Annotated in this window: 24 protein-coding genes, 1 pseudogene and 1 riboswitch; of the genes and pseudogenes, 21 read left to right on the forward strand and 4 right to left on the reverse strand. The window is 62.0% G+C overall.

Annotated features, from left to right (window positions below):
• Positions 1-100 precede the first annotated feature (100 nt).
• The 17 genes and pseudogenes from phoB (at position 101) to ACB039_RS00655 (ending at position 14,631) form a co-directional block, all read left to right on the forward strand.
• On the forward strand, positions 101-790 hold the full coding sequence (gene phoB / locus ACB039_RS00575; protein WP_005338414.1) for a phosphate regulon transcriptional regulator PhoB: 690 nt from the start codon (positions 101-103) through the stop codon (positions 788-790).
• 8 nt (positions 791-798) lie between these two features.
• A complete protein-coding gene (gene phoR, locus ACB039_RS00580) occupies positions 799-2,094 on the forward strand; it encodes a phosphate regulon sensor histidine kinase PhoR (RefSeq protein ID WP_371164917.1) in 1,296 nt (431 codons plus the stop codon).
• Between the two features lie 288 nt (positions 2,095-2,382).
• A complete protein-coding gene (locus ACB039_RS00585; RefSeq protein WP_043131083.1) occupies positions 2,383-3,357 on the forward strand; it encodes a PstS family phosphate ABC transporter substrate-binding protein in 975 nt (324 codons plus the stop codon).
• A gap of 152 nt (positions 3,358-3,509) precedes the next feature.
• The gene (locus ACB039_RS00590; RefSeq protein WP_371164918.1) at positions 3,510-4,319 is read left to right on the forward strand and encodes a M48 family metallopeptidase; all 810 of its coding nucleotides are present in this window, start codon (positions 3,510-3,512) and stop codon (positions 4,317-4,319) included.
• Positions 4,307-4,813 (forward strand): N-acetyltransferase family protein, encoded by a 507-nt coding sequence (locus tag ACB039_RS00595; protein ID WP_371164919.1) that lies wholly within the window; start codon positions 4,307-4,309, stop codon positions 4,811-4,813. The genes ACB039_RS00590 and ACB039_RS00595 overlap by 13 nt, the downstream gene beginning before the upstream one ends.
• A gap of 110 nt (positions 4,814-4,923) precedes the next feature.
• Positions 4,924-5,826, forward strand: coding sequence for an ROK family protein (locus ACB039_RS00600; protein WP_139751207.1), 903 nt, complete (start codon positions 4,924-4,926; stop codon positions 5,824-5,826).
• 41 nt (positions 5,827-5,867) lie between these two features.
• Positions 5,868-6,593, forward strand: a complete 726-nt coding sequence (locus ACB039_RS00605) for a copper homeostasis protein CutC (protein ID WP_005324680.1) — start codon at positions 5,868-5,870, stop codon at positions 6,591-6,593.
• A gap of 38 nt (positions 6,594-6,631) precedes the next feature.
• A pseudogene (locus ACB039_RS00610) lies at positions 6,632-6,721 on the forward strand (copper homeostasis protein CutC); the annotation flags it as partial.
• 18 nt (positions 6,722-6,739) lie between these two features.
• Positions 6,740-6,847, forward strand: a complete 108-nt coding sequence (locus ACB039_RS00615) for a copper homeostasis protein CutC (protein WP_139751206.1) — start codon at positions 6,740-6,742, stop codon at positions 6,845-6,847.
• Positions 6,848-6,998: 151 nt separating this feature from the next.
• Positions 6,999-7,610, forward strand: a complete 612-nt coding sequence (locus tag ACB039_RS00620; RefSeq protein WP_005324672.1) for an FKBP-type peptidyl-prolyl cis-trans isomerase — start codon at positions 6,999-7,001, stop codon at positions 7,608-7,610.
• A 146-nt stretch (positions 7,611-7,756) separates the two neighbouring features.
• Entirely contained in the window at positions 7,757-8,638 is an 882-nt protein-coding gene (locus ACB039_RS00625) for an ABC transporter ATP-binding protein (protein ID WP_005324670.1), read from the forward strand.
• Between the two features lie 76 nt (positions 8,639-8,714).
• Complete coding sequence (locus ACB039_RS00630; RefSeq protein WP_139751222.1) at positions 8,715-9,728, forward strand: ABC transporter permease; 1,014 nt, start codon at positions 8,715-8,717, stop codon at positions 9,726-9,728.
• Positions 9,713-10,024 (forward strand): DUF2845 domain-containing protein, encoded by a 312-nt coding sequence (locus ACB039_RS00635; RefSeq protein WP_005324667.1) that lies wholly within the window; start codon positions 9,713-9,715, stop codon positions 10,022-10,024. Before ACB039_RS00630 ends, ACB039_RS00635 begins: the two co-directional genes overlap by 16 nt.
• A gap of 471 nt (positions 10,025-10,495) precedes the next feature.
• A complete protein-coding gene (locus tag ACB039_RS00640) occupies positions 10,496-11,515 on the forward strand; it encodes an amino acid ABC transporter substrate-binding protein (protein WP_139751205.1) in 1,020 nt (339 codons plus the stop codon).
• Positions 11,516-11,582: 67 nt separating this feature from the next.
• Entirely contained in the window at positions 11,583-12,770 is a 1,188-nt protein-coding gene (locus tag ACB039_RS00645; protein WP_232534747.1) for an amino acid ABC transporter permease, read from the forward strand.
• 9 nt (positions 12,771-12,779) lie between these two features.
• Complete coding sequence (locus tag ACB039_RS00650; protein WP_171272363.1) at positions 12,780-13,874, forward strand: amino acid ABC transporter permease; 1,095 nt, start codon at positions 12,780-12,782, stop codon at positions 13,872-13,874.
• 13 nt (positions 13,875-13,887) lie between these two features.
• Positions 13,888-14,631, forward strand: a complete 744-nt coding sequence (locus tag ACB039_RS00655; protein ID WP_005328952.1) for an amino acid ABC transporter ATP-binding protein — start codon at positions 13,888-13,890, stop codon at positions 14,629-14,631.
• 102 nt (positions 14,632-14,733) lie between these two features.
• Here the strand turns inward: ACB039_RS00655 and ACB039_RS00660 are convergent, their stop codons facing one another.
• Entirely contained in the window at positions 14,734-14,949 is a 216-nt protein-coding gene (locus ACB039_RS00660) for a DUF1107 family protein (RefSeq protein WP_139751203.1), read from the reverse strand.
• A gap of 177 nt (positions 14,950-15,126) precedes the next feature.
• On the opposite strand from ACB039_RS00660, the gene yfcD reads away from it, so the two are divergent.
• From yfcD to ACB039_RS00675, 3 genes are all read left to right on the forward strand, one after another.
• Positions 15,127-15,645 (forward strand): NUDIX hydrolase YfcD, encoded by a 519-nt coding sequence (gene yfcD / locus ACB039_RS00665; protein WP_139751220.1) that lies wholly within the window; start codon positions 15,127-15,129, stop codon positions 15,643-15,645.
• 145 nt (positions 15,646-15,790) lie between these two features.
• Positions 15,791-16,264 carry a peroxiredoxin gene (locus tag ACB039_RS00670; RefSeq protein ID WP_005328958.1) on the forward strand — a complete coding sequence of 158 codons (474 nt, stop codon included), beginning with the start codon at positions 15,791-15,793 and terminating at the stop codon, positions 16,262-16,264.
• 124 nt (positions 16,265-16,388) lie between these two features.
• On the forward strand, positions 16,389-17,354 hold the full coding sequence (locus tag ACB039_RS00675; protein ID WP_139751202.1) for a calcium/sodium antiporter: 966 nt from the start codon (positions 16,389-16,391) through the stop codon (positions 17,352-17,354).
• A gap of 75 nt (positions 17,355-17,429) precedes the next feature.
• On the opposite strand, the gene ACB039_RS00680 is transcribed toward ACB039_RS00675, so the two are convergent.
• The gene (locus ACB039_RS00680) at positions 17,430-18,578 is read right to left on the reverse strand and encodes a type III PLP-dependent enzyme (protein ID WP_005328960.1); all 1,149 of its coding nucleotides are present in this window, start codon (positions 18,576-18,578) and stop codon (positions 17,430-17,432) included.
• A gap of 507 nt (positions 18,579-19,085) precedes the next feature.
• Positions 19,086-19,201, forward strand: a riboswitch (glycine riboswitch).
• Between the two features lie 249 nt (positions 19,202-19,450).
• On the opposite strand from ACB039_RS00680, the gene ACB039_RS00685 reads away from it, so the two are divergent.
• Entirely contained in the window at positions 19,451-20,833 is a 1,383-nt protein-coding gene (locus ACB039_RS00685; RefSeq protein WP_005328962.1) for a sodium:alanine symporter family protein, read from the forward strand.
• A 119-nt stretch (positions 20,834-20,952) separates the two neighbouring features.
• Here the strand turns inward: ACB039_RS00685 and ACB039_RS00690 are convergent, their stop codons facing one another.
• Entirely contained in the window at positions 20,953-21,669 is a 717-nt protein-coding gene (locus ACB039_RS00690; RefSeq protein ID WP_041206220.1) for a protein ligase, read from the reverse strand.
• A 100-nt stretch (positions 21,670-21,769) separates the two neighbouring features.
• Positions 21,770-23,167: a nucleobase:cation symporter-2 family protein gene (locus ACB039_RS00695; protein ID WP_041206218.1), complete on the reverse strand. Its 1,398-nt coding sequence runs from the start codon at positions 23,165-23,167 to the stop codon at positions 21,770-21,772.
• Positions 23,168-23,397: the final 230 nt, after the last annotated feature.

Here is a 23,397-nt window from a genome sequence, read left to right on the forward strand (position 1 = left end):
CTGAAAACGTTTATCATCCCGCCTGTCATAAAGTCATAAAAGTGTCACAGAAAGTTCTAATAATTGGCGCACCCATCTTCACAGAGGAGAGAGAAGGGATATGGCTAAGCGAATTCTGGTGGTCGAGGACGAGGCACCAATCCGCGAGATGCTCTGCTTCGTGCTCGAGCAAAAGGGATATGAGACGATTGAGGCAGAAGATTATGCCGATGGACTGGCGAAGGTGCGTGAACCTTACCCCGAGCTCATCGTGCTGGACTGGATGATGCCAGGTGGCAGTGGCATCCAGTTCATCAAGCAGCTCAAACAGGACGAGGTGACCCGCCAGATCCCGGTGGTGATGCTGACCGCCCGCGGTGAAGAGGAGGACAAGGTGCGCGGCCTCGAGGCGGGTGCCGACGACTACATCACCAAGCCGTTCTCTCCCAAGGAGCTGACCGCCCGCTTGCATGCAGTAATGCGCCGGGTCTCCCCCACCTCGGTGGACGAGGTGATCGAGGTGCAGGGGCTCAAGCTGGATCCTGTCTCCCATCGGGTCAGCGCCGAAGAGAAGGCGCTGGACATGGGGCCGACCGAGTTCAAGCTGCTGCACTTCTTCATGACCCATCCCGAGCGGGTCTACAGTCGTGAGCAACTGCTGAACAACGTCTGGGGCACCAATGTCTATGTGGAAGACAGGACGGTGGACGTGCACATCCGTCGCCTGCGCAAGGCCATCGAAGAGACCGGGCACGACAGATTGATCCAGACGGTGCGTGGAGCCGGATACCGCTTCTCAACCCGTCTCTAGGGGATAACATGTTGCAACCTTACGCCTGGCGGCGACAGTTGTGGCGAATGGCGTTCTTCTACGCCCCCTTCGTCTTGGTAGGTTGGCTGGTCGATCACCTCGCCCTCTGCCTGCTGGTGGCGACCGTGCTGCATCTGGGCTGGCACTACCGCTTCCAGAAGCGGCTGTCGGACTGGCTGTGGCACGATCGCAGCCTGGTGCCGCCCCATGGCAGCGGCAGTTGGGAATACATCTTCAATGGCATCTACAAGTTGCAGCAGCGCCACCGTGCAAGGCGCCGCGAGCTGGCGGGCCTCATCCGCCGGTTCCGGGAGGGGGCCGAGGCCCTGCCCGATGCCGCCGTGGTGTTTCGCACCGACGGCAGCATTCTCTGGTGCAACCGGCTGGCGGAGCAACTGCTCGGTTTTCGCTGGCCCGAGGATGCCGGCCAGCACATCGGCAACCTCATCCGTCACCCCGGTTTCGTCGCCTACCTCGGCAAGGGACAGTATGACGAGCCGTTCGAGATGAGCTCCCCCATCAACGAGGAGAAGTTTCTCGAGTTTCGCATCATGCCCTATGCCGAGGATCAGGCCATGCTGGTGGTGCGGGACGTGACCCGGCTGCGCAGTCTGGAGAAGACCCGCAAGCACTTCGTCTCCAACGTCTCCCACGAGCTGCGCACCCCGCTCACCGTGCTCAAGGGCTATCTGGAGATGACGGAGGAGCCGCCACCTCCTGCCATGTGGGCCAAGGCGCACAAGGTGATGATGGAGCAGACCATCCGCATGGATAACCTGGTCAATCAGCTGCTCACCCTGTCGCGTATCGAGGCGGCCCCGACCGTGGATCTCTCCCATCTGGTGGACATGCCCGCCATGCTGGGGCTGCTGGAGCAGGAGGCCCGTGCCCTGTCGGGGGAGAGTGCCCATCAGATAGAGTTCCAGGTGCAGTCCAATCTGTTCGTTAAGGGGGACAGGGATCAGCTGCGCAGCGCCGTCTCCAACCTGGTCTACAACGCCATTCACTACACCCCGGCCGGTCGCAAGATCACGGTGGAGTGGCGCAAGCAGGGGGCCATGGCGCTCTTTGTGGTGCAAGACGAGGGGGAGGGGATAGCCCCGGAGCACCTGACGCGGCTCACCGAGCGCTTCTATCGGGTCGACAAGGCGAGATCCCGCCACACCGGTGGCTCCGGCCTTGGTCTCGCCATCGTCAAGCATGCCCTGAGCCATCACGACGCCCAGCTCGAGATAGAGAGCCGGGTCGGCCAGGGCAGTCGTTTCAGCTTCCTCATTCCCGGCCGCATGGTGGTGGTTAAATAGTCTTTTTTGACAAAGGGTTAGCAATAAGAAAGGGGGCTGCGAGAGCGGCCCCTTGGCATTTGTGCCGCGCCGGGCCCATGTCATCAAAGTGTCATATAAATTCCATAAATTTGTCACTGCCAGGTCAGATACTGGCGCCGTCTTAAGAACAGACCCAGCGTCACCTTGGGAAAGAGGGGACGGATAAAACTCAACAAGCTGACTGATACAGCCAGCTTGATCACCGCAAGACAGTGTTAATCGGCGCCATGTATTGGCAATTGCCTTCTGTAACTTTGGAGAGATTGGATGAAACTCAACAAACTGGCTGGTGTAATCGGATTCACCGCAGCAACCCTGTTTTCTGTCAGCGCGCTGGCTGCCGGTGTGGATAAAAACCTGCCGGATTACACCCCGACCAGTGGCATCTCGGGCAACCTGTCCTCCGTCGGCTCGGACACCCTGGCCAACATGATGACCCTGTGGGCCGAAGAATTTAAGCGTGTCTACCCCAACGTCAACGTACAGATCCAGGCCGCCGGTTCTTCCACCGCGCCGACCGCGCTGACCGAGGGCGTTGCCCAGTTTGGCCCCATGAGCCGTGCCATGAAGGCCGGTGAAGAGGAAGCATTCGAGAAGCGTTACGGCTACAAGCCGACTGCCATCCGCGTCGCGGTCGATGCCCTGGCGGTATTCGTGAACAAGGACAACCCCATCAAGGGGCTGACCATGGAGCAGGTTGATGCTGTCTTCTCCAGCACCCTCAAGTGCGGCGAAGCCAAGGCGGCCACCAAATGGTCTGATCTGGGTCTGGATGGCAACTGGTCTTCCAAGGATCTGCAACTGTTCGGTCGCAACTCCGTTTCAGGTACCTACGGTTACTTCAAGGAGCACGCCCTGTGCAACGGTGACTTCAAGAGCGGCGTGAACGAGCAGCCGGGCTCCGCCTCCGTGGTGCAATCCGTCTCCGCGTCCCTGAACGGCATCGGTTATTCCGGCATCGGCTACGTCACCTCCGGCGTGCGCGCCGTACCGCTCTCCAAGGATGGCAAGACCTTCGTTGAAGCGACGGCAGACAACGCCCTGACCGGCAAGTACCCGCTCTCCCGCTTCCTGTACGTCTACGTAAACAAGGCTCCGAACAAGCCGCTCTCCCCGATGGAGCAGGAGTTTGTGAAGATGATGCTCTCCAAGGCTGGTCAGAACATAGTGGCGAAGGACGGCTATGTGCCGGTACCGGCCAAGATTGTTGAGGCCGACCTGAAGAAGCTGGGCATCATGTAATCCCGCTTTTGCAGCGCAAACAAACGAGCCCGAACGGGCTCGTTTTTATTTTGGCGCCATGGGATCTTTTTGGTCGCATGGGGTGGCGCCTGGCTTGCACCGGAGGGCGGCATTCCCGAGAATAGGGCAACTTCACGGTAAAGGACCCTCTCATGCGTGCATCTTCCCTGTCCAAATTCGGCCTGGCAGCCTTGTGCAGTGCCCTGCTTGCCGGCTGTGCCCAGTCGCCGACCGGCCGCAACCAGATGCTGCTCTTCTCCCCCCAGCAGATGAACCAGTTGGGGGCCGACTCCTTCGAGCAGATGAAGAAGCAGGAGAAGGTGAGCAAGGATGCCAGGGTGAATGCCTATGTCTCCTGCGTGGCCAGGGCGGTCACCGCCCAGGTGCCTGCCAGCTATGGCATCACCAGCTGGGAGGTGGTGGTGTTTGACTCCAAGGAGGTCAACGCCTTCGCCTTGCCTGGCGGCAAGATCGGCGTCTACAGCGGCCTGCTCAAGGTCGCCAAGAATCAGGATCAGCTCGCCACCGTCATCGGCCATGAGCTGACCCATGTGCTGGCACAGCACTCCAACGAACGCCTCTCCCGGGATCAGCTGACCGGCATCGGGCTGGCGGTGGCCGATGCCGCCATCGGCAGCAGCCAGGGGGGGGGTGCCACCATGGCGGCGCTCGGGCTCGGGGTTCAGGTGGGGATTGCCCTGCCCTATGGCAGAACCCAGGAGAGCGAGGCCGACAGACTCGGACTGGAGCTGATGGCCCGCGCCGGCTTCAATCCGGCCGAGGCCATCCCCCTGTGGCAGAACATGAGTGCCGCCTCCGGTGGCAAGGCACCGCCGCAACTGCTTTCTACCCACCCGAGCGACGAGAACCGCATCGCCGAACTGCAGGCCCAGCAGGCCGAGGTGCAGCCCCTGTATCAGCAGGCGCGAGCGGCAGGGCTGGAGCCCAAGTGCAAGGCATAAGCCTGCGTCTGGCCCGTCCCGCCGATGCCGCCGCCATGACGGTGATGCAGCGGGCCAGCTGGCTGGCGGCCTATGGCAGTGTGCTCGGGGAGGATCTGCTGGCCCAGCTGGCGGTCACCGAGCACCTGCAGATCTGGCGCCGCCGGCTCGCCGAACCCGCCCCCATCCCTATGCTGCTGTGTCAGGACGAGGTCGTCATCGGCCTGCTCTATTGGCACCCAGCCCATGAAGAGGGGTTGATGACGGCGCGCATCCGGGCGCTCTATCTGCACCCGGATCACTGGCGTCGAGGCCATGGCAAGCGGCTGTGGCAGGCGGTGGCGGTGCAGATGCGCCGGGCCGGCTGCGAGTGCGTCAGGCTCTGGCTGCTCGATGGCAATCACATCGGCGAGGGGTTCTACCTGCGCCGCGGCTTCGTGTTTGACGGCCAGGAGCGCACACTGACGAGCCTGGGACAACCCTGTCTTCAGCGACAAATGTTCCGTTTGCTTTGAGCTGGCTCCCGTTTTTTGCCCATGCATACTTTATTTTTTTTGCGAATTAATACAATGTGCCCCATCTGGACAGACTGAGGTGACCCGGTTCACCGGCAAGGGAGTGTGGCATGTATTACGGATTTGATATTGGTGGTACCAAGATTGCCTTCGCGGTGTATGACGGTGGCCTGAACCTCTGTCACGAAGAGCGCATGAGCACCCCAGGCAATGATTACGAGGGGCTGTTGCAGCTGATCCTGACGCGGGTCGAGGCGGCGGACGCCCGCTTCGGTGCGAAAGGCGCCGTCGGCATCGGGTTTCCCGGCATCATCAATCGCCTTGATGGGAGCATAGTGGCGGCGAACCTGCCCGCCATTCACGGTCGTCATCTGGGGGCGGATCTGGCCGCACGACTGGCACGCACCGTCAGCGTCGACAACGACGCCAACTGCTTCCTCTGGTCCGAAGTGCACCAGGGGGCCGCCGCCGAGGCCGAGAGTGCGCTGGGGGTGACCATCGGCACCGGTATAGGTGGCGCCGTTTATCTGGCGGGCAAGCTCATCCAGGGTCGCAACTGGCTGGCGGGGGAGATAGGCCATTACCCGCTGCCGGCCACCATATTGATGAAATATCCCGACCTGCCCCGTCCCCGTTGCGGCTGCGGCCGCCTGGTCTGTTTCGAAACCTACGCTTCGGGCACCGGCCTGGAGCGGCTCTATCACCACTTCAGTGGCGAGCGCGCCAGTGGCCACCTGATAGTCGCCCGCGCCGAGGCCCGGGAACCCGCGGCGCTCTCGGCCATCGACTGCTGGCTGGAGATCCTGGCCGCCGGGCTCGCCACCGCCATCTCGGTGATCGATCCCGAGGTGGTGGTGCTGGGGGGCGGCCTCAGCGGGCTGCCCGCCTTGTATGAAGAGCTGCCCAAGCGTCTGCCCGGCCACTTGCTGCCCGGTGTCGCCCTGCCGGCTATCCGCCAGGCCCGCTTCGGCGGCGCCGGTGGCGTGCGTGGCGCCGCCCTGCTCAATTTATGAGATCAGGCACTGGGTCTGATCTCCCTGGATAAGGAGTCATCATGACCCGTCTTGAAATCTGCATCGACAACCTGGAATCCCTGTTCACCGCAGAGCGGTCCGGCGCGGATCGCATCGAGCTCTGCTCTGCGCTGGGGCTGGGTGGTCTCACCCCCTCCTATGGTTTCATGCAGCTTGCTGCCCGCCATGCCAGCGTGCCGGTTTACGCCATGATCCGCCCCCGTGCCGGGGATTTCTGCTTCAGCGCCGCCGAGTTCGAACTCATGTTGCTGGATATCGCTGCGGCGCGCTCTGCGGGCCTGCAAGGGGTGGTGGTGGGTTTGCTGGACGAGGGGGGCAGAGTGCCAGCCGCCCAGTTGCAACAGCTGGTCGAGGCGGCCGGCCCCCTGGGGGTCACCTTCCATCGCGCCATCGATCTCAGCTCCAACTGGCGTGCCGATCTGGAGACCATAGTGGCGGCCGGCTGTGAGCGGATCCTGAGCTCTGGCCATGCCCCGACTGCCCTGGCGGGTCTGGAGACCCTGCAGGCGATGCAGCAGACCCTGGCGGGCCGCGCCAGCCTGATGCCCGGCGCCGGGGTCAATGCCGACAATGTGCGCACCATACTCGAGTTCACCGGGGTGAGCGAGGTGCACATGTCCGGTATGGGCTGGCGTGGCGGCATGGTGCCCCACGGAGTGAACATGGGCACCTCGGACGACGGCCGGGTCAATATCACCGACGGCGCCAAGGTGGCAGCGGTGCGGGCGTTGCTGGACAAGGCCTGATAGGTGTCGCGCGGCGGCATGGTGCCTCTCCATGGGATGTCAACATGGGCACCTCGGACGACGGCCGGGTCAATATCACCGATGGCGCCAAGGTGGCTGCGGTGCGGGCGTTGCTGGACAAGGCCTGATAGGTGCCGCGCGGTGGCATGGTGCCTCCTCATGTGTGTGAACATGGCACCTCGGACGACGGCCGGGTCAATATCACCGACGGTGCCAAGGTGGCAGCGGTGCGGGCTTTGCTGGATCGCGCCTGAGCAGATCGCCGCCGATGGGCGGCGTTCATCCCCTTCTTCTGTGAAGTTTCTCCCATGGGCGGGGAAATCAGGACGGCAGTCGGCAGCACCTCGCCAAAAAGTCTGATATTATCCCGTCTCTTTTACCCTCAGGACCCGGAGCAACATCTCAATGTCCCAATACGACTCTATCGAACAGAAGGCCAGCTATGGCATCGGCCGCAACATGGGTGATCAGCTGGCGCAGCAAGCCTTTGCCGGTCTGGATATCCCTGCCCTGCAACAAGGTCTGGCAGATGCCCTGAACGGCCTGGAGTTCGCGGTCAGCCGTGACGATATCAATGATGCCTTCCAGGTCATCACCGCCCGCATGCAGGAAGAGCAGGAAGCCGTTGCCAAGGCCGCCGCCGCCGATGGCGAAGCCTTCCTGGCCGACAACGCCAAGCGCGCCGACGTGAAAGTGACCGACTCCGGTCTGCAATACGAAGTCATGGTAGAAGGCAATGGCGCCGTGCCGGTGGCCGGTCAGTCCGTGCGTGTGCACTACCACGGTACCTTCACCCACGGTGGCGTGTTCGACAGCTCGGTCGCCCGCGGCCAACCTGCCGAATTCCCGGTCACCGGCGTCATTGCCGGCTGGGTAGAAGCACTGCAGATGATGCCGGTTGGCTCCAAGTGGAAGCTCTACATTCCGCAGGATCTGGCCTACGGTGCCCGTGGCGCCGGCTCCATCCCGCCCTACTCCGCTCTGGTCTTCGAAGTGGAGCTGCTGGACATCCTGTGATCCGGTTGGCGTGATGCAAACGGCGACCCCTGGGTCGCCGTTTGTTTTTTGCGCGCCGCCACGCCCTGGTGGATGAGCCATGGCCTTCTCGGGAGATTTGGATATAGTCAGGACGTCGCACTCTCGGCCACCCAGGGAGACAGGCCATGGCTGCCATCATCGAAGTCGTCGATCTCATCAAGAACTTCCCCGGAGTCAAGGCGGTGGACGGACTCAGCTTTGCCATTCCCGCCGGGAGCTGTTTCGGCCTGCTCGGCCCGAACGGGGCGGGCAAGACCACCACCATAGAGCTGCTCGAGGGGATCCTCACCCCGGACAGCGGCCAGATCCTGTTTCATGGCACCCCCCGTGGCCCCGACTATCGCTCCCGCATCGGCATCCAGTTCCAGCACACGGCACTGCAGGATTTTCTGACGGTGCGCGACACCCTGCGCCTGTTCGCCAGCCTCTATCCCAACCCCCTGCCACGGGAACTGCTCATCGATCTGTGCGCCCTTGGGGAGTTCATCGACAGGGACAGCCGCAAGCTCTCCGGCGGTCAGCGTCAGCGCCTGCTGCTGGCCCTGGCCCTGCTCGGGGATCCCGAACTGCTGTTTCTGGACGAACCCACCACAGGGCTGGATCCCCAGGCCCGCCACCACTTCTGGCAGCGGATCGAGGCGATCAAGGCCCAGGGCAAGACGGTGGTGCTCACCACCCACTACATGGACGAGGCCCAGCAACTGTGCGATCGCATCGCCATCGTGGATCACGGTCATCTGCTCAGCCTGGACACGCCGGCGGCCCTGCTGGCACAGCACTTCGACGGTGTGCTGGTGCGTCTCGCGGATCATCCGGCCCTCGCCAGCCTGGGTTATCCGCTGCTGCCCCACGGCGATCAGGTGGAGCTGAACTGCCCCGACGTGGCAGCCTTGCTGCCAACCTTGTTGAGCCTGGGGGTACCGCTGACCGGCATGCAGGTGCGTTCCCCCAATCTGGAGGATCTCTTCCTGCACCTGACCGGCCACAGCCTTCGGAGCGGCGCATGAACGCCGCCTCATGGCGGCGCCCCGCTGCGGCGCCTGCCAGCATGTTACCGATGCCAACCTGCTCAAGGAGCGGAAGATGACGGGATCTCTCAAGCGCATAGGTGCGCTCTTTTATGCCCGCACCCTGGAGTTCGTGCGCGACAGGGCGGCCCTGGTCTGGAACCTGCTTTTTCCGCTCTTGCTGGTGATTGGCTTCTCCCTCATCTTCTCCGGTCCCCCCAAGCCGCTGGTACAGATAGGGGTGGTGGGGGAGCTGACGACGGCCTATCAGCCCCTGACCCATATCCCGCTGCTCAAGCTCATTCCCTATGACGACGAGGCGAGGGGGGCCCTCAAGGTGCGCCATCACCAGCTGGACTTGCTGCTGTCACCGGCGCGCGGCCACTACTGGGTCAACCCGGACGCCCCCCAGGGGGCCATGGCCGAATACCTGCTGCGCCAGGCGGTGCGCGCGCCCTTGCAACGAGAGGCCCTGAGCGGTCGGGCCATCCGCTACGGCGACTGGTTGTTGCCCGGGGTGATCGGCATGAACCTGATGTTCTCCGGCCTGTTCGGGGTCGGCTTCGTCATCGTGCGCTATCGCAAGAACGGGGTACTCAAGCGCTTGCGGGCCACGCCACTCTCGGCCGCCGAGTTTCTCTGCGCCCAGCTGTTGTCACGGGTGCTGATCACCCTGGTGGTGAGCCTGCTGGTCTTTCTGGTGGCTTACTGGCTGCTGGATGTGCCCCTGCTCGGCTCTGGCTGGCTGCTGCTCTTCATCGCCCTGGTCGGCGGGACCGCCATGGCCTCCCTCGGGCTGCTCATCGCCGCCCGCATTCAGAACGAGGAGCTGGCGAGCGGTTTGCTCAATCTCATCAGCTTGCCCATGATGTTCTTATCCGGCGTCTGGTTTTCGCTGGAAGGCTCTCCTCCCTGGCTGCAGGCCGTGGGGGCCCGCTTGCCGCTCAGCCAGATCATCGAGGCCGCCCGTGCCGTCATGCTGGAAGGGGCTGGCTGGCAGGCGGTGGCGGGAACCCTGGGTCAAGTCATGGTGTTTGCCCTGGTGTGCATCACTCTGGGGGCGGTGCTGTTCAAATGGAGCGCAAAATGAAGTCAATTCTGTGGTTGCTGCTGGTAGCGGCCTTACCGGTGCATGCCGGCACCCTGCGCTGCAAGAGCGCCCTGTTGACCGAGGGGGACACCACGGCCGAACTGCTGATCCGCTGCGGTCAGCCGCTGCTCAAGGAAGATCTGACACGCTACGAGGAGAACGGCTTCGGGGCGCGGATGACGGTCAAGTATGCCGAACGCTGGACCTACAACTTCGGCAGGAGCGAATTCATGCAGTTCGTCACCGTCGAAAACGGCATCATCACCGAGATTGAAGACGGTCCCCGCGGTGGTTGAGGTGCGTATTGCTCCCGGGCCGGCACCCTGAGCTAGAGCTCAGGCCCCATCCCCACCAGAAGATCCCCTGTTGATATCAGTTTGCCACCCTACATCGCGAAATATCGACAAAGCCTTCTATTTGTTTGCCGCTCCCAGGGTTGGGTCTGCTGGTGGAAAAGCGAGCCTGATGAGTCAGTTGGAAGCAGATCTTGCTGCCCCATCCCGGTGCATCCCATTTTTTTGCGAAAATAATCCTCACAGCGGGAATGGCTTTTAACAGCAGGCTATTTGGCGAATAAGGGTCTACTTTTGATTCTAAGAGTGCATATCACTTCGTTCGAACATTTTGTGCTGTTGCACCACGGTTGGGCCGGGTTGCACCGATTGACAAGTTTTTGAACCGCTGGATAAGCTGCGAAAAAGCAGGGAAACGATGGCATCTTGCTAGGTTCTGGTGCCAATGTGAATCAAACCACAGGGAAGAGTGACATGAAGCAGATACACAAGGCAGGTATGGTGATAGTGCTGTCGCTGGCGGCAGCCAATGTCTGGGCGGAGGGCACCCTGGATGCAGTGAAGAAGAAGGGGTTCGTGCAGTGCGGGGTCGGTGATGGCCTGCCCGGTTTCTCCAATCCGGACGCCAAGGGCACCTGGATCGGGCTGGACGTGGACGTGTGTCGCGCGGTCGCCGCGGCCGTGCTCGGGGATGCTGGCAAGGTCAAGTATGTGTCCCTCACCGCCAAGGAGCGTTTCACCGCCCTGCAATCCGGTGAAGTGGATCTGCTGTCGCGCAACACCACCTGGACCCTGACCCGGGACGGGTCGCTCGGCCTGACCTTCGCCGGGGTGAACTACTACGATGGTCAGGGCTTCCTGGTCAACAAGTCCCTCGGGGTCAAGAGCGCCAAGGAGCTGGACGGTGCCGCCGTCTGCATCCAGTCCGGCACCACTACCGAACTCAACCTGGCGGATTACTTCCGCGCCAACGGCGGCATGAAATATACCCCTGTGGTGTTCGATACCTCGGATCAGACCGTCAAAGGCTTCGAGGCGGGACGTTGCGACGTGCTGACCTCGGATCAATCCCAGCTCTACTCCCTCAAGATCAAGCTGACAAAACCGGAAGATGCCCTGGTGCTACCCGAGGTCATCTCCAAGGAGCCGCTGGGCCCGGCGGTTCGCCAGGGTGACGAGCAGTGGTTCAAGGTGGTGCGCTGGAGTCTCTACGCCATGCTCAACGCCGAAGAGGCCGGTGTGACCAGTGCCAACGTGGACGAGATGCTCAAATCCACCAACCCGGACATTCGTCGCCTGCTGGGGCTGGAAGAGCCCAAGGGCAGCGTGCTGGGGCTGGATGACAAGTGGGCCTACAACATAGTCAAACAGGTCGGCAACTACGGCGAGTCGTTCGATCGCAACGTCGGCGCCGGCTCTCCCCTCAAGATCGACCGCGGCATCAACGCACTCTGGAACAAGGGTGGCCTGATGTATGCCCCGCCTATCCGCTAAATAGACAGCTGTCGGGGGGCCTGGCCCCCCATTTCCCCCTTGCCCTGGCTTTGTCGGAGTCATCCTCATGGCGATACAAGCATCAAACCATAGGAAAGAACAGGGCCGCTGGTGGTATGACGCCAAGGTGCGGGCGCAGATATTCCAGTGCCTGGCCATTGCGGCCGTTCTCGCGTTTCTGTTCTACATCATCAACAATGCCCTGACCAATCTGGCGACCCGTGGCATCACCACAGGTTTCGATTTTCTGGGCAACACCGCCGGGTTCGGCATCTTGCAGAGCTTGATCCCCTACGACGAGACCTACACCTTCGGTCGTACCTTCGTGGTCGGCCTGCTCAATACCCTGCTGGTCTCGGTGCTCGGCATCCTGTTTGCCACTCTGCTCGGCTTCGTGCTCGGGATAGCGCGTCTCTCCCGCAACTGGTTGGTAGCCAAGATAGCCACCGTCTACATAGAGACGTTTCGCAACATTCCGCTGCTGCTGCAGATCTTTTTCTGGTACTTCTCGGTGCTGCGCACCCTGCCGTCTCCCCGTGAGAGCGTGGAGCTGGGAGGGCTCGCCTTTTTGAACGTGCGGGGCTTCTATCTACCCAAACCCCTGTTTGAAGAGGGATTTGGCTATGTGCTTTGGGCCCTGCTGATCGCTGTCGTCCTGAGCTGGGGGCTGAGTCGCTGGGCGCGGCGCCGTCAGGCGCTGACCGGCAGGATCTTCCCGTTCTGGCGCTGTGTGGCCGCTCTGGTGATCCTGCTCCCCGCCATCGTCTTCCTGCTGGCAGGCAGCCCGCTCTCCTGGAGTGTGCCAGCCTTGCAGGGCTTCAACTTCCGTGGGGGCTTGACGGTGCTGCCCGAGCTCGCGGCGCTGCTGCTGGCGTTGACCATCTATACGGCGGCCTTCATCGCCGAGATAGTGCGATCCGGCATCCTGGCCATCAGCAAGGGGCAGACCGAGGCCGCTTCCGCCCTCGGGCTCTCGCCCACCAAGACGCTGCGGCTGGTAGTCATTCCTCAGGCGATGCGGGTCATCATTCCCCCGCTGACCAGCCAGTATCTGAACCTCACCAAGAACTCCTCGCTGGCCACCGCCATCGGTTATCCGGATCTGGTCTCGGTGTTCATGGGCACCACCCTCAACCAGACCGGGCAAGCCATCGAGGTGATCGCCATGACCATGGGGGTCTATCTCATCATCAGTATCGCCACCTCAGTCCTGATGAACATCTACAACCGCAGGATGACGCTGGTCGAGCGCTAGGGAGCTGTCATGTATGTGAACGAGTTGCAGGAGGCGCTACCGCCTCCCGATCATCGCCGGGGGCCGGTCGCCTGGGTCAGGCAGAACCTCTTCCCCAACTGGTGGAACGGCCTGCTGACCCTGGTGCTGGCCTACCTGCTGTTGCCACTGCTCTGGTCGGCGCTGGACTGGGCTATCTTCTCCGCCAACTGGCAGGGGAGCAGCCGTGCCGACTGCGCCCAGGGCGGGGCTTGCTGGGTCTTTATCGAGAGTCGTCTGGGACAATATCTCTACGGCTTTTATCCGGTCGATCAGTATTGGCGCATCAATCTGGCCTTCGCCGGTCTGGCCGTGCTGCTGGCGCTGCTGATCTGGCCGCGCACCCCGCGCAAGGGCTGGCTGGCGCTCTTTACCCTGCTGGTATTCCCGGTCATCGCCTTCGTGCTGATCCACGGCGGGGCCGGTCTCGAGGTGGTGGAAACAAACCGCTGGGGCGGCCTGATGCTGACCCTGGTGCTGGCGGTGGTGGGCATCGTGGTCGCTCTGCCATTCGGGATCCTGCTGGCATTGGGACGCCGCTCCCACATGCCGGTCATCTCCAGCCTCTCCACCGTCTATATCGAGTTCTGGCGGGCGGTGCCGCTCATCACTGTGCTCTTCATGGCCTCCGTCATGCTGCCGCTGTTCATGACCAGCGAGGTGGAGCTCGACAAGCTGCTGAGGGCGCTTATCGGCATCATTCTGTTCCAGGCGGCCTATGTGGCAGAGGTGGTCAGGGGGGGGCTGCAGGCGATCCCCAAGGGGCAGTACGAGGCGGGGGAGGCGCTGGGGCTCTCCTACTGGAAGGTGATGGGGCTGGTCATCATGCCTCAGGCCCTCAAGATCACCATTCCCTCCCTGGTGAACACCTTTATCTCCCTGTTCAAGGACACCAGCCTGGTGCTGATCATAGGGCTGTTCGATCTGCTGGCCATCTCCAAGGTGGCGCTGGCGGATCCGGCCTGGCTGGGATTCTCCACCGAGGCCTATGTGTTCATCGCCATGATCTTCTGGATGTTCTGTTTTGGCATGTCCCGCTACTCCATCTATCTGGAGCGCAAACTCAACACCGGTCACAAGCATTAGGAGTAGTTTCGAGATGAAAACGGACGCTGTGGTAGAACTCAAGGATGTCAACAAGTGGTACGGTGAGTTTCATGTGCTGCGCAACATCAATCTGCAGGTGGGCAGGGGGGAGAAGATCGTCATCTGCGGGCCGTCTGGCTCGGGCAAGTCCACCATGATCCGCTGCATCAACCGGCTGGAGGAGCATCAGAGCGGTGACATCCTGGTCAAGGGGACGGCCCTGACGTCGGATCTCAAGAACATAGAGACGGTACGCCGGGAGGTGGGCATGGTGTTCCAGCACTTCAACCTCTTCCCCCATCTGACGGTGCTGGAGAACTGCTGCCTGGCGCCCATCTGGGTCAAGCAGTTGCCACGCAAGGAGGCGGAGGAGATCGCCATGACCTTCCTGCGCCGGGTCAGGATCCCGGAGCAGGCCCTCAAGTACCCGGGCCAGCTCTCCGGCGGTCAGCAGCAACGGGTCGCCATTGCCCGCAGCCTCTGTATGAACCCCCAGGTGATGCTGTTTGACGAGCCGACCTCTGCGCTGGACCCCGAGATGGTGCGCGAAGTGCTGGATGTCATGGTGGAGCTGGCCCATGAGGGCATGACCATGCTCTGCGTCACCCACGAAATGGGCTTTGCCAAGCAGGTGGCGGACCGGGTGATCTTCATGGACCGCGGCCAGATCATCGAGGAGAACGTGCCTGACCAGTTCTTCGACCACCCCCAGTCGGAGCGAACCAAGCTGTTCCTCTCCCAGATCCTGCAGCACTGATGCGGGTCAGACGGGGACAACCCCATTGAAAATAGCCCGCACGCTCGGTGAGCGGCGGGCAAAGACGTGCATGGAAGCAGACTACAAACGGAAAGGAGTATGTCAGCCCGGCAACAGGGTGCTGGTGCGCAGATCGCGCACGGCCAGATTGATCTGCCGGGCCAGGCTCAGCGCCTGGCGGCAGCTCAGCGTTCTCACATCGATGATTCCCCCCTGAAATTCAAACCGCCCCAGAGCCTCTACCATGAAGCTGCCGTGATGGAAGCTTTTGATATAGCGGGCAATTCGACGAGGAGACAACTGCTTGAACACCTTCATGGCAAGAGACCCTGTTGTTTGGACAGGGCACACTATGCCGTCTCACCATGACACGGATGTGACACTTGATGAAGGTTTGTATGAATCCTTGTTATGGCGGGCTGGCGTCCTGCTCCCGGCGTTGAAAAAGTAGTGCAGACCCCGGCCCCGGCACCGATATACTGCGGCCATCGCAGGATGGACAAGGTGCCGCACGTGGAGTGGGTGGACGTAGTAGACGAGCAGGACAGGGTGATCGGGGTGGCCGAGCGCACCCGGGTGCGTCAGGAGAATTTACGCCATCGCGCCAGTTATATTCTGGTGCTCGATGAGGCCGGGCGCGTGCTGGTGCAGCGGCGTACCCTGAGCAAGGATTTCTGTCCCGGCATGCTGGATGCCTGCGCCGGTGGTGTGGTGACCACGGGGGAGGCGATGGAGCCCTCCGCCCGGCGCGAGCTGGCCGAGGAGCTGGGGATCCGTGATGTGCCCCTGCACGACTTCGGCACCTTCTACGCCGAGGGGGAGGCGAGCGGGGGAGGCTATCGGGTCTGGGGCGGTCTGTTCAGTTGTCATTATCAGGGGCCGCTGCAACTCCAGGCGGAGGAGGTGAGCGAGGTGCATTGGATGAGTCTGGCCGAGATAGCCGAGCGGGCCGATGAATTCACCCCGGATTCATTGCTCGCCATCGCCACCTGGCAGGCGCGGCGCCTGGTATAAGGCAGAGGTTCTGGCTGCCGAATTTACGTTGAATTTTCTGCTGACATTGCCATCAGGCAGGTGCGACGACACGGGCGAGCCGGTGTCGTCTCTTTTCTGGTTGGAGTAGACTGGGCCTCTTTCAGTCACTTAAGGACGAGACATCATGATCACGGTCGGTCAATCCCTGCCCGCAGGGGAATTTACCTTCATCACCGCCGAGGGCAAGCAGGTGAAGGATACCCAGGCCCTGTTTACCGGCAAGCGAGTGGTGCTGTTCGCGGTGCCGGGCGCCTTCACCCCCACCTGCTCCAACGCCCATCTGCCCGGTTATGTGGTGTTGGCGGACGAGTTCAAGGCCAAGGGGGTCGATGCCCTCTATTGTCTCTCGGTCAACGATGCCTTCGTGATGAAGGCGTGGCAGGCGGCCCAGAATGCCGACGCCATCACCATGCTGGCGGATGGGGACGGCAGCTGGACCCAGGCGCTTGGCCTTGCCAAGGAGACAGGCGCCTTCGGCGGCCTGCGTGCCCAGCGCTTTGCCCTCATCGCCAATGATGGCGTGGTCGAGCAGCTGTTCGTGGAGGCTCCAGGCAAGTTTGAGGTGTCTGATGCGCAGAGTCTGCTGGCCGCGCTGTGAGGTGTTAATCATTGTTTGATTTCATCTTGAAATAGCAAGGCGGCTCGATACACTGAGGCCGCGTTTGGATGGAGCCAGGCTAGCCGCCTGGCTCTCGTGTTTGCAGTCGATGAGATGGAAGAATATGACCCTGGCTTTTGTTGCCCTGATTGCCGGACTGGCGTTGCTGGTCTGGAGTGCGGATAAATTTGTGGACGGTGCAGCCGCCACCGCTCGTTATGCCGGCATGCCGCCGCTGCTGATCGGTATGGTGATCATCGGTTTTGGTACCTCGGCCCCCGAGATGGTGGTCTCGGCCCTGGCATCCATGCAGGGTAACCCGGGCCTGGCCCTGGGCAATGCCTATGGCTCCAACATCACCAACATCGCCCTCATTCTCGGACTGACAGCCCTCATCAGCCCCATTGCCGTCTCCTCTCAGGTGGTGCGCAAGGAGATCCCCATACTGCTCGGCATCACCCTGCTGACCGGTGCCCTGCTCATCGATGGTCACCTGGGGCGTAGCGACGCCCTCATTCTGGGTGGCGTCTTCGTCGTGCTGCTTGGCTGGTCCATATGGACCGGGATCAAGGGGAAGGGAGATGCCCTGGACGCCGATGTGAATGTGGAGATCGACAGCGAAGCCATGCCGCTCAAGAAGGCCATCTTCTGGTTGATCGTGGGCCTGGTACTCCTGGTAGGCGCTTCCCGCCTGCTGGTGTGGGGTGCGGTGACCATAGCCCAGGCATTTGGCATCAGCGATCTGGTCATCGGCCTGACCATAGTGGCGGTGGGTACCTCGCTGCCGGAGCTGGCCTCCTCCCTGATGGCCATCAAGAAGAAGGAACATGACCTGGCGCTTGGCAACGTGCTCGGCTCCAACCTGTTCAACACCCTGGCCGTGGTCGGCATCGCTGCCGGCATAGCGCCCCTTGACGTGGACCCGGCGGTGCTCTCCCGCGACTGGAGCCTGATGATGGGACTGACCCTGCTGCTGCTGGTGATGTGCCTGGGCCGCAAGGGACAGGGCCGCATCAACAGGGTGGAAGGAGGTATCTTGCTCTGCATCTTCGTCGCCTATACCGGTTGGCTGCTGACCAGCCAGTTCTGATAATGGCATGACAAGACAAACAAGAAGGGGAGCCAATGGCTCCCCTTCTCTATGCAACACTCGTGGTCAAACCGTTCAGGCCACCGCCACCAGTTTCTGCTTCTGGGCGCTGTCCAGAATGAGGATGCTCGCCTTGGGGAAGAAATTGAAGGTGGAGGCCGACGCCCAGGTGTAGGCCCCCATCACCCGGCCCACCACCAGCTCGCCGATGGCCAGATCCGGCAGCATGATGCCGTCGCGAATGACGTCCACGCTGTCGCAGGTGGGGCCGGAGAGCACGGCATTGTGCAGCTCGCCATGGGCATAGGGGGTGCTCACCGGGTAGGTGACGTGGTCATAGAGCTGACCGTTGTAGCTGCCGTAGAGGCCGTCATCCAGGTAGTACCAGATCTTGTCACCGCGGTGGGCCTTGCCCATCACGCTGGACACCGAGGTCATGGCCGGTGCGCTGATGAAACGGCCCGGCTCGGCAATTTTCTGCACGGTGGCGGGCAGCTTGGCGAGTGCCTCGCGGATCGGGGCGCAGAAGCCGTCGATGTCGAACTCGCCGCCCTCATAATCCACCGGGAAACCGCCGCCGATGTCCAGCACCCAGGGCTTGAGGCCGAGATCCCAGGCCTGCTCCATGATCTCGCGGCAGGCATCGATGGCCTGCACATGGCGACGGGCGTGGGGCACCTGGGAACCGACGTGGAACGACAACCCCATCACCTTGATCCCCTTGGCCTGGGCCAGTTGCAGCAGCGGCAGCGCCTGCTCCGGGGTGCAGCCGAACTTCTTGGAGAGATCGACCTTGGTCTCGGGATTCGGGAAGCTGACGCGCAGCAGCAGTTTGACCTCGTCCTTGTAGGGCAGGAATTTCTCCAGCTCCAGCGGGTTGTCATAGACAAACACGGTGCAGCCGAATTCCAGCGCATAACGGATGTCGCTGTCGCGCTTGATGGGATGGGTGTGAATGCAGCGTCCCGGACGAACCCCTTGGCTGCGCACCAGATCCACTTCGCCATTGGTGGCCAGATCGAAACAGGCCCCCTCTTCCTTCAAGACAGAGACCACAGCCTCATGGGGCAGGGGCTTGAGTGCATAATGCAAGCGCACATCGGGCAGGGCGGCGGCCAGGGCCCGATACTGTTTGCGGACGGCTGCCTTGTCGAGCAGCAGCAGGGGGGAGCCAAATTGTTCAACCAGCTGACGGTAATCTTGTGCGACCAGGGTCTCGTTCATTCTCTTTTGATCATCCTTAGGGGGCGTGATATGCCCAAGCCATATGCGATTGAACCGGCGACGGCCGGCTCAGGCGAGTGGTCCGGAGGGACCGACCAGGCACAATGCATAAGTCCCTTGCAAAGTGCTTAGTTATGCGCGGGATTATCGACTTATTGAGTTTGTGTGCAAGCATTTTGATTGGATATGTTGGCAAGTATTTCTGGTCGAGACGAAACATCATCTTGATATGGGGCAGTCTGCGTCTTTTGGTGTGCGTCATCATCAGACAAGACTTCATAACCTATTGATAGTTAACGAACATTTAACATGTTTTTCGCTGACGGTCGGGACAGAAAAAAATGGCGTGGAGTCCGGCCGAGTGGGAGACAGCTCACATTTTTTGGATTAACATGCCCGCTTCCTAATCCAAACTAGTTCGGATGAAGGTAGCAGGAGAGCGATGGGGGACCATCCACCGAAGAAGTGAATCTTTCAGGTACCGGGCAACCGGTGTGGACTGCTACTGGACGATACTCTGGAGAGACCCGTTAGATCGGGCGCCGAAGGAGCAAGGCACCATGACGACCCGCAAGGGCAGGCTGGTGCCGGAAACTCTCAGGCAAAAGGACAGAGGGGATGGGATGGTTGTACCTGAGCTTGGAACTGTTCACGATCTGTCACGAGAGGTCGTCAGCAAGGTAAAGAGCAGCGCAGGAACCGGAGTGTATGTGAATACATGAGGCTTCCGAGCAGCGCATGAGCCTTGATCACGGCCTCGCAGTAAGAGTGTGAACACGTTTTTGGCCTGCATCCGATCGCCTTTGGGGATCGCGACACCTATGGGAAGATCATCCTTCTCCTCCTTAATCATTGTTTTTTAAGGAGGATGCATGTCATCAATTCAATCGGCGCTCGCCGCCATCGATAGCTTTGTCTGGGGTCCACCCCTGCTGATCCTGCTGGTCGGGACCGGTATCTATCTTACCCTGCGATTGGGTCTGCTTCAGGTCGTGCGCTTGCCTCTCGCCCTGCGTCTGGTCTTTGGCCGCGATCAGGGTCAGGGCAAGCAGGGGGATGTCTCCAGCTTCGCCGCCCTCTGCACAGCCCTCTCTGCCACCATTGGTACCGGCAACATCGTCGGGGTTGCCACCGCCATCAAGCTGGGCGGCCCCGGTGCCCTGTTCTGGATGTGGATGGCGGCGCTGTTCGGCATGGCTACCAAGTACGCCGAATGCCTGCTGGCGGTCAAATACCGCGAGCAGGATGCCAACGGCCAGATGGCTGGGGGCCCCATGTACTATCTGGAGAAGGGGCTCGGTTCCAAACCGCTCGCCAAGCTGTTTGCCCTGTTCGGTATCGGCGTCGCCTTCTTCGGGATCGGTACCTTCCCGCAGGTCAACGCCATCTCCGACGCCATGAGCCTCTCCTTCTCGGTGCCCCGTGAAGTGACCGCCGTGGTGCTGACTCTGATCGTGGCGCTGGTGACCCTGGGCGGTATCCAGTCCATCTCCAGCGTGTCGAGCAAGGTGGTGCCCTTCATGGCCATCTTCTATATCCTCGCCTGTGCCGGGGTACTGGTGAACAACGCCGGTGCCTTGCCCGATGCTGTCATGCTGGTGATCGAGAGCGCCTTTACCGGCCATGCGGCCACCGGCGGCTTCGTCGGTGCCGGCATCATGCTGGCGATCCAGTCCGGGGTGGCGCGCGGGGTCTTCTCCAACGAATCGGGTCTGGGCTCTGCGCCCATAGCCGCGGCGGCGGCCAAGACGGACTCCTGCGTGGAGCAGGGGCTGGTCTCCATGACCGGTACCTTCATCGACACCATCATCATCTGCACCATGACGGGCCTGACCCTGGTGGTGACCGGAGTGTGGAGCGGGGACTTGAGCGGTGCCGCCATGACCAGCCAGGCCTTTGCCCAGGGGTTGGATGCCCACATCGGCCAGTATCTGGTGAGCATAGGGCTGCTGTTTTTTGCCTTCACCACCATCCTCGGCTGGAACTACTACGGCGAGCGCTGCACCGAGTACCTGTTCGGGGTCAAGGCGATCAAGCCCTACCGCATCGTCTATCTGGTGCTGGTGGCGAGCGGCGCCTTCCTCCATCTGGACATGATTTGGCTGCTGGCGGACATCGTCAACGGCCTGATGGCGGTACCCAACCTCATCGGCCTCATCGGCCTGCGTCATGTGGTGATCGCCGAGACCCGGGCCTACTTCAGTCGGGACCGGGACAGCGATACGGAGTCCGAGCCCGAGCCGCAGACGGCCTGAACTCCTCCGCTCGTTTCACGTTCGCCTTGAAAAGAACAAGCCACGACTCGGGTCGTGGCTTTTTTGTGCGCTGCGCTATTTCCATGGACGGGCCTGTTCCCTCTCCCCCGGGGAGAGGGTCAGGGTGAGGGGGATAGTCCCTCGCTCAGCAGTCTATCCAGACGTGCTCGTACCTTGTCCACCAACGCCTCGTTGCCACCGCGCCAGTCAATGCAGCTTGCCAGCGTGGTGGAGGTTCCTGTCATAAAGCGCAGTTCGCCGCCCGCCAGTTCGTAGAAGCGGCTCGCCATCCGGGTACCTTCGTCCACGTCTCCCGCCACCAGCAACATGGCCTGGGCCAGCACGGCGCCTTGGTGATCCTGCCCTGGCGCCAGCCAGCGCTGGGCGGTGCCGGTTACCTTGCGACCCCCGATCACCAGATTGTACTGGCCGTCGCAAAAGGATCCGGGCACGAAGTCGTAGTTTCCCGTCAGGCCGTATTCGCCCAGCAGGGCCAGCAGCGGCGCCCCCAGCAGATGGTAATAGTGGCCAAGATCAGTGGTGGTGCGGGGCAGCAGCAGGGAGAGGTTGAGGATGCCCGCCCCGTGGGGCACGGCGGTGCCGCCGCTGTCACGCACAAATACGGGCCAGCCTTCGGTGGCGAGTTGTTCACAGGCGACTGCGTAACGGGGGAGTCGGGTGTCTTTGCGGGTGACGATGAGGCACTGGGGCGCCTGCCAGAGGTGAGCGCGGGGCTGGCCATCATGGGCGCATTCTCGTAGCCAACGCTGCTCCTCGGCCAGTATCTGATCCGGGGTGTAGTTGGTGGGCAGGGAGGAAAGCAGGGTATAGGTCATGAAGGGCATCCTGAGCAGAGGCTGCCCAGCACAGTACCCGTGACGGAGGAGGAGGTAAAGCCCCGCACGGCGGGGCTTTACCTGTTCGCTCTGGAGAGCGTCAGGCCTGTGCGGCGCGGTGCTTGGGCAGCAGCAGGTTCATCAGGATAGCGGTGAGGCCGCCGGTGGCGACGCCGTAGGAGAGCACGCTCCTGGCCAGCTCCGGCAGGTGTTGCAGCACTTCAGGCACCTGAGCCACCCCCAGTCCCATGGCGAGCGACACCGCCAGTATCATCAGGGCGCGGCGGTCCAGCTCCTCGCGGGAGATGATGCGCACCCCGGCGGCGGCGATAGTGCCGAACATCACTATGGTGGCGCCACCCAGCACGGGTTCGGGGATCTGCTGCACCAGGCTGGCCACCGCCGGAAAGAGGCCGAGCAGGGCCAGCATGGCGGCGATGAAGAGGCCGACATGGCGGCTGGCGACGCCGGTCAGCTGGATGACGCCGTTGTTCTGGGCGAAGGTGGACATGGGGAAGGTGGAGAAGACCGCCGCCAGCATGGAGTTGGCGCCATCGGCCAGCACGCCCCCCTTGATCCGTGCCATGTAGACGGGCCCGTCCAGGGGCTCGCCCGAGATGTCCGAGGTGGCGGTCATGTCGCCTATGGCTTCCAGCGCCGTCACCACGAAGATGATGGCGAGCGGCACGAACAGCTGCCAGTCAAAGCCGATGCCGTAGTGGAGCGGGAGTGGCACCATGATCAGGGGACCCTCGAAGGTAGGGGGGCTGACCTTGCCCAGCAGCAGGGCCACGGCGTAGCCCGCCAGCATGGCGATCATGATGGCGGAGAGGCGCAGCCAGGGGTTGCGACTGCGCTGCAGCAGCACGATGAGGCCGAGCACCAGAAGGGAGAGAAAGAGGTTGGTGTGGCTGGCGAAGCTGCCATCCGAGAGCGCGGCGTAGCCGCCACCCATGCTGATGAGCCCCACCTTGATCAGGGTCAGGCCGATGAGCAGCACCACTATGCCGGTCACCAGCGGGGTGATGATGCGCTTGACCAGGTGCAGGAAGCGGCTCATCACGACAATGGTGAGGGCGGCCACCAGCATGGTGCCGAACAGGGTGCCCAGCAGATCGTCGGTGGGCATGGCGGCCTGCTTGAGAGCGAGGCCGGAGGCGATGATGGGGCCGAGGAAGTTGAAGCTGGTGCCCTGCACCGAGAGCAGACCCGAGCCGAGGGGACCGAAGCGGCGGGTCTGGATGAAGGAGGCGATGCCGGACATCACCAGGGACATGGAGACGATGTAGCGGGTGTCGGCGGCTGGGAGGCCGAGGGCATTGGCGATGATGAGGGGCGGGGTGATGATGGCGACAAACATGGCGAGCATGTGCTGCAGGGCGGCGAACAGGGTCTGGGGCAGGGGCGGAACCTCGTCGATGCCGTAGATCAGTTCACTGTGGGCTCGCCTGGGGGGATGGGTCTCGGGAGTCGCGCGCACGGCGGCAGCCTGTTCCATAAATACCTCGAAGTGTGTGGGGAGGGGGAGAAAATTGGGCGCTATTTTAGTGGTTGAACGGGGGCTGACCAGCGCTAATTGGAGTGATAAAGGTTTATTTTTTGATGGGTTGAAACGTTTGCGTGCGGCGATTATGATCCGCCGGTTTGTGTGAGGCAGTTCTCGTTATAAATAGGGGGCAGGCTGATGCATACCGGCAGGGTCGGTGTAGAATGAGCCCTCAGTTGTAA

Source organism: Aeromonas sp. S2(2024), assembly GCF_041402505.1.
Classification (GTDB): Bacteria; Pseudomonadota; Gammaproteobacteria; order Enterobacterales; family Aeromonadaceae; genus Aeromonas; species Aeromonas media.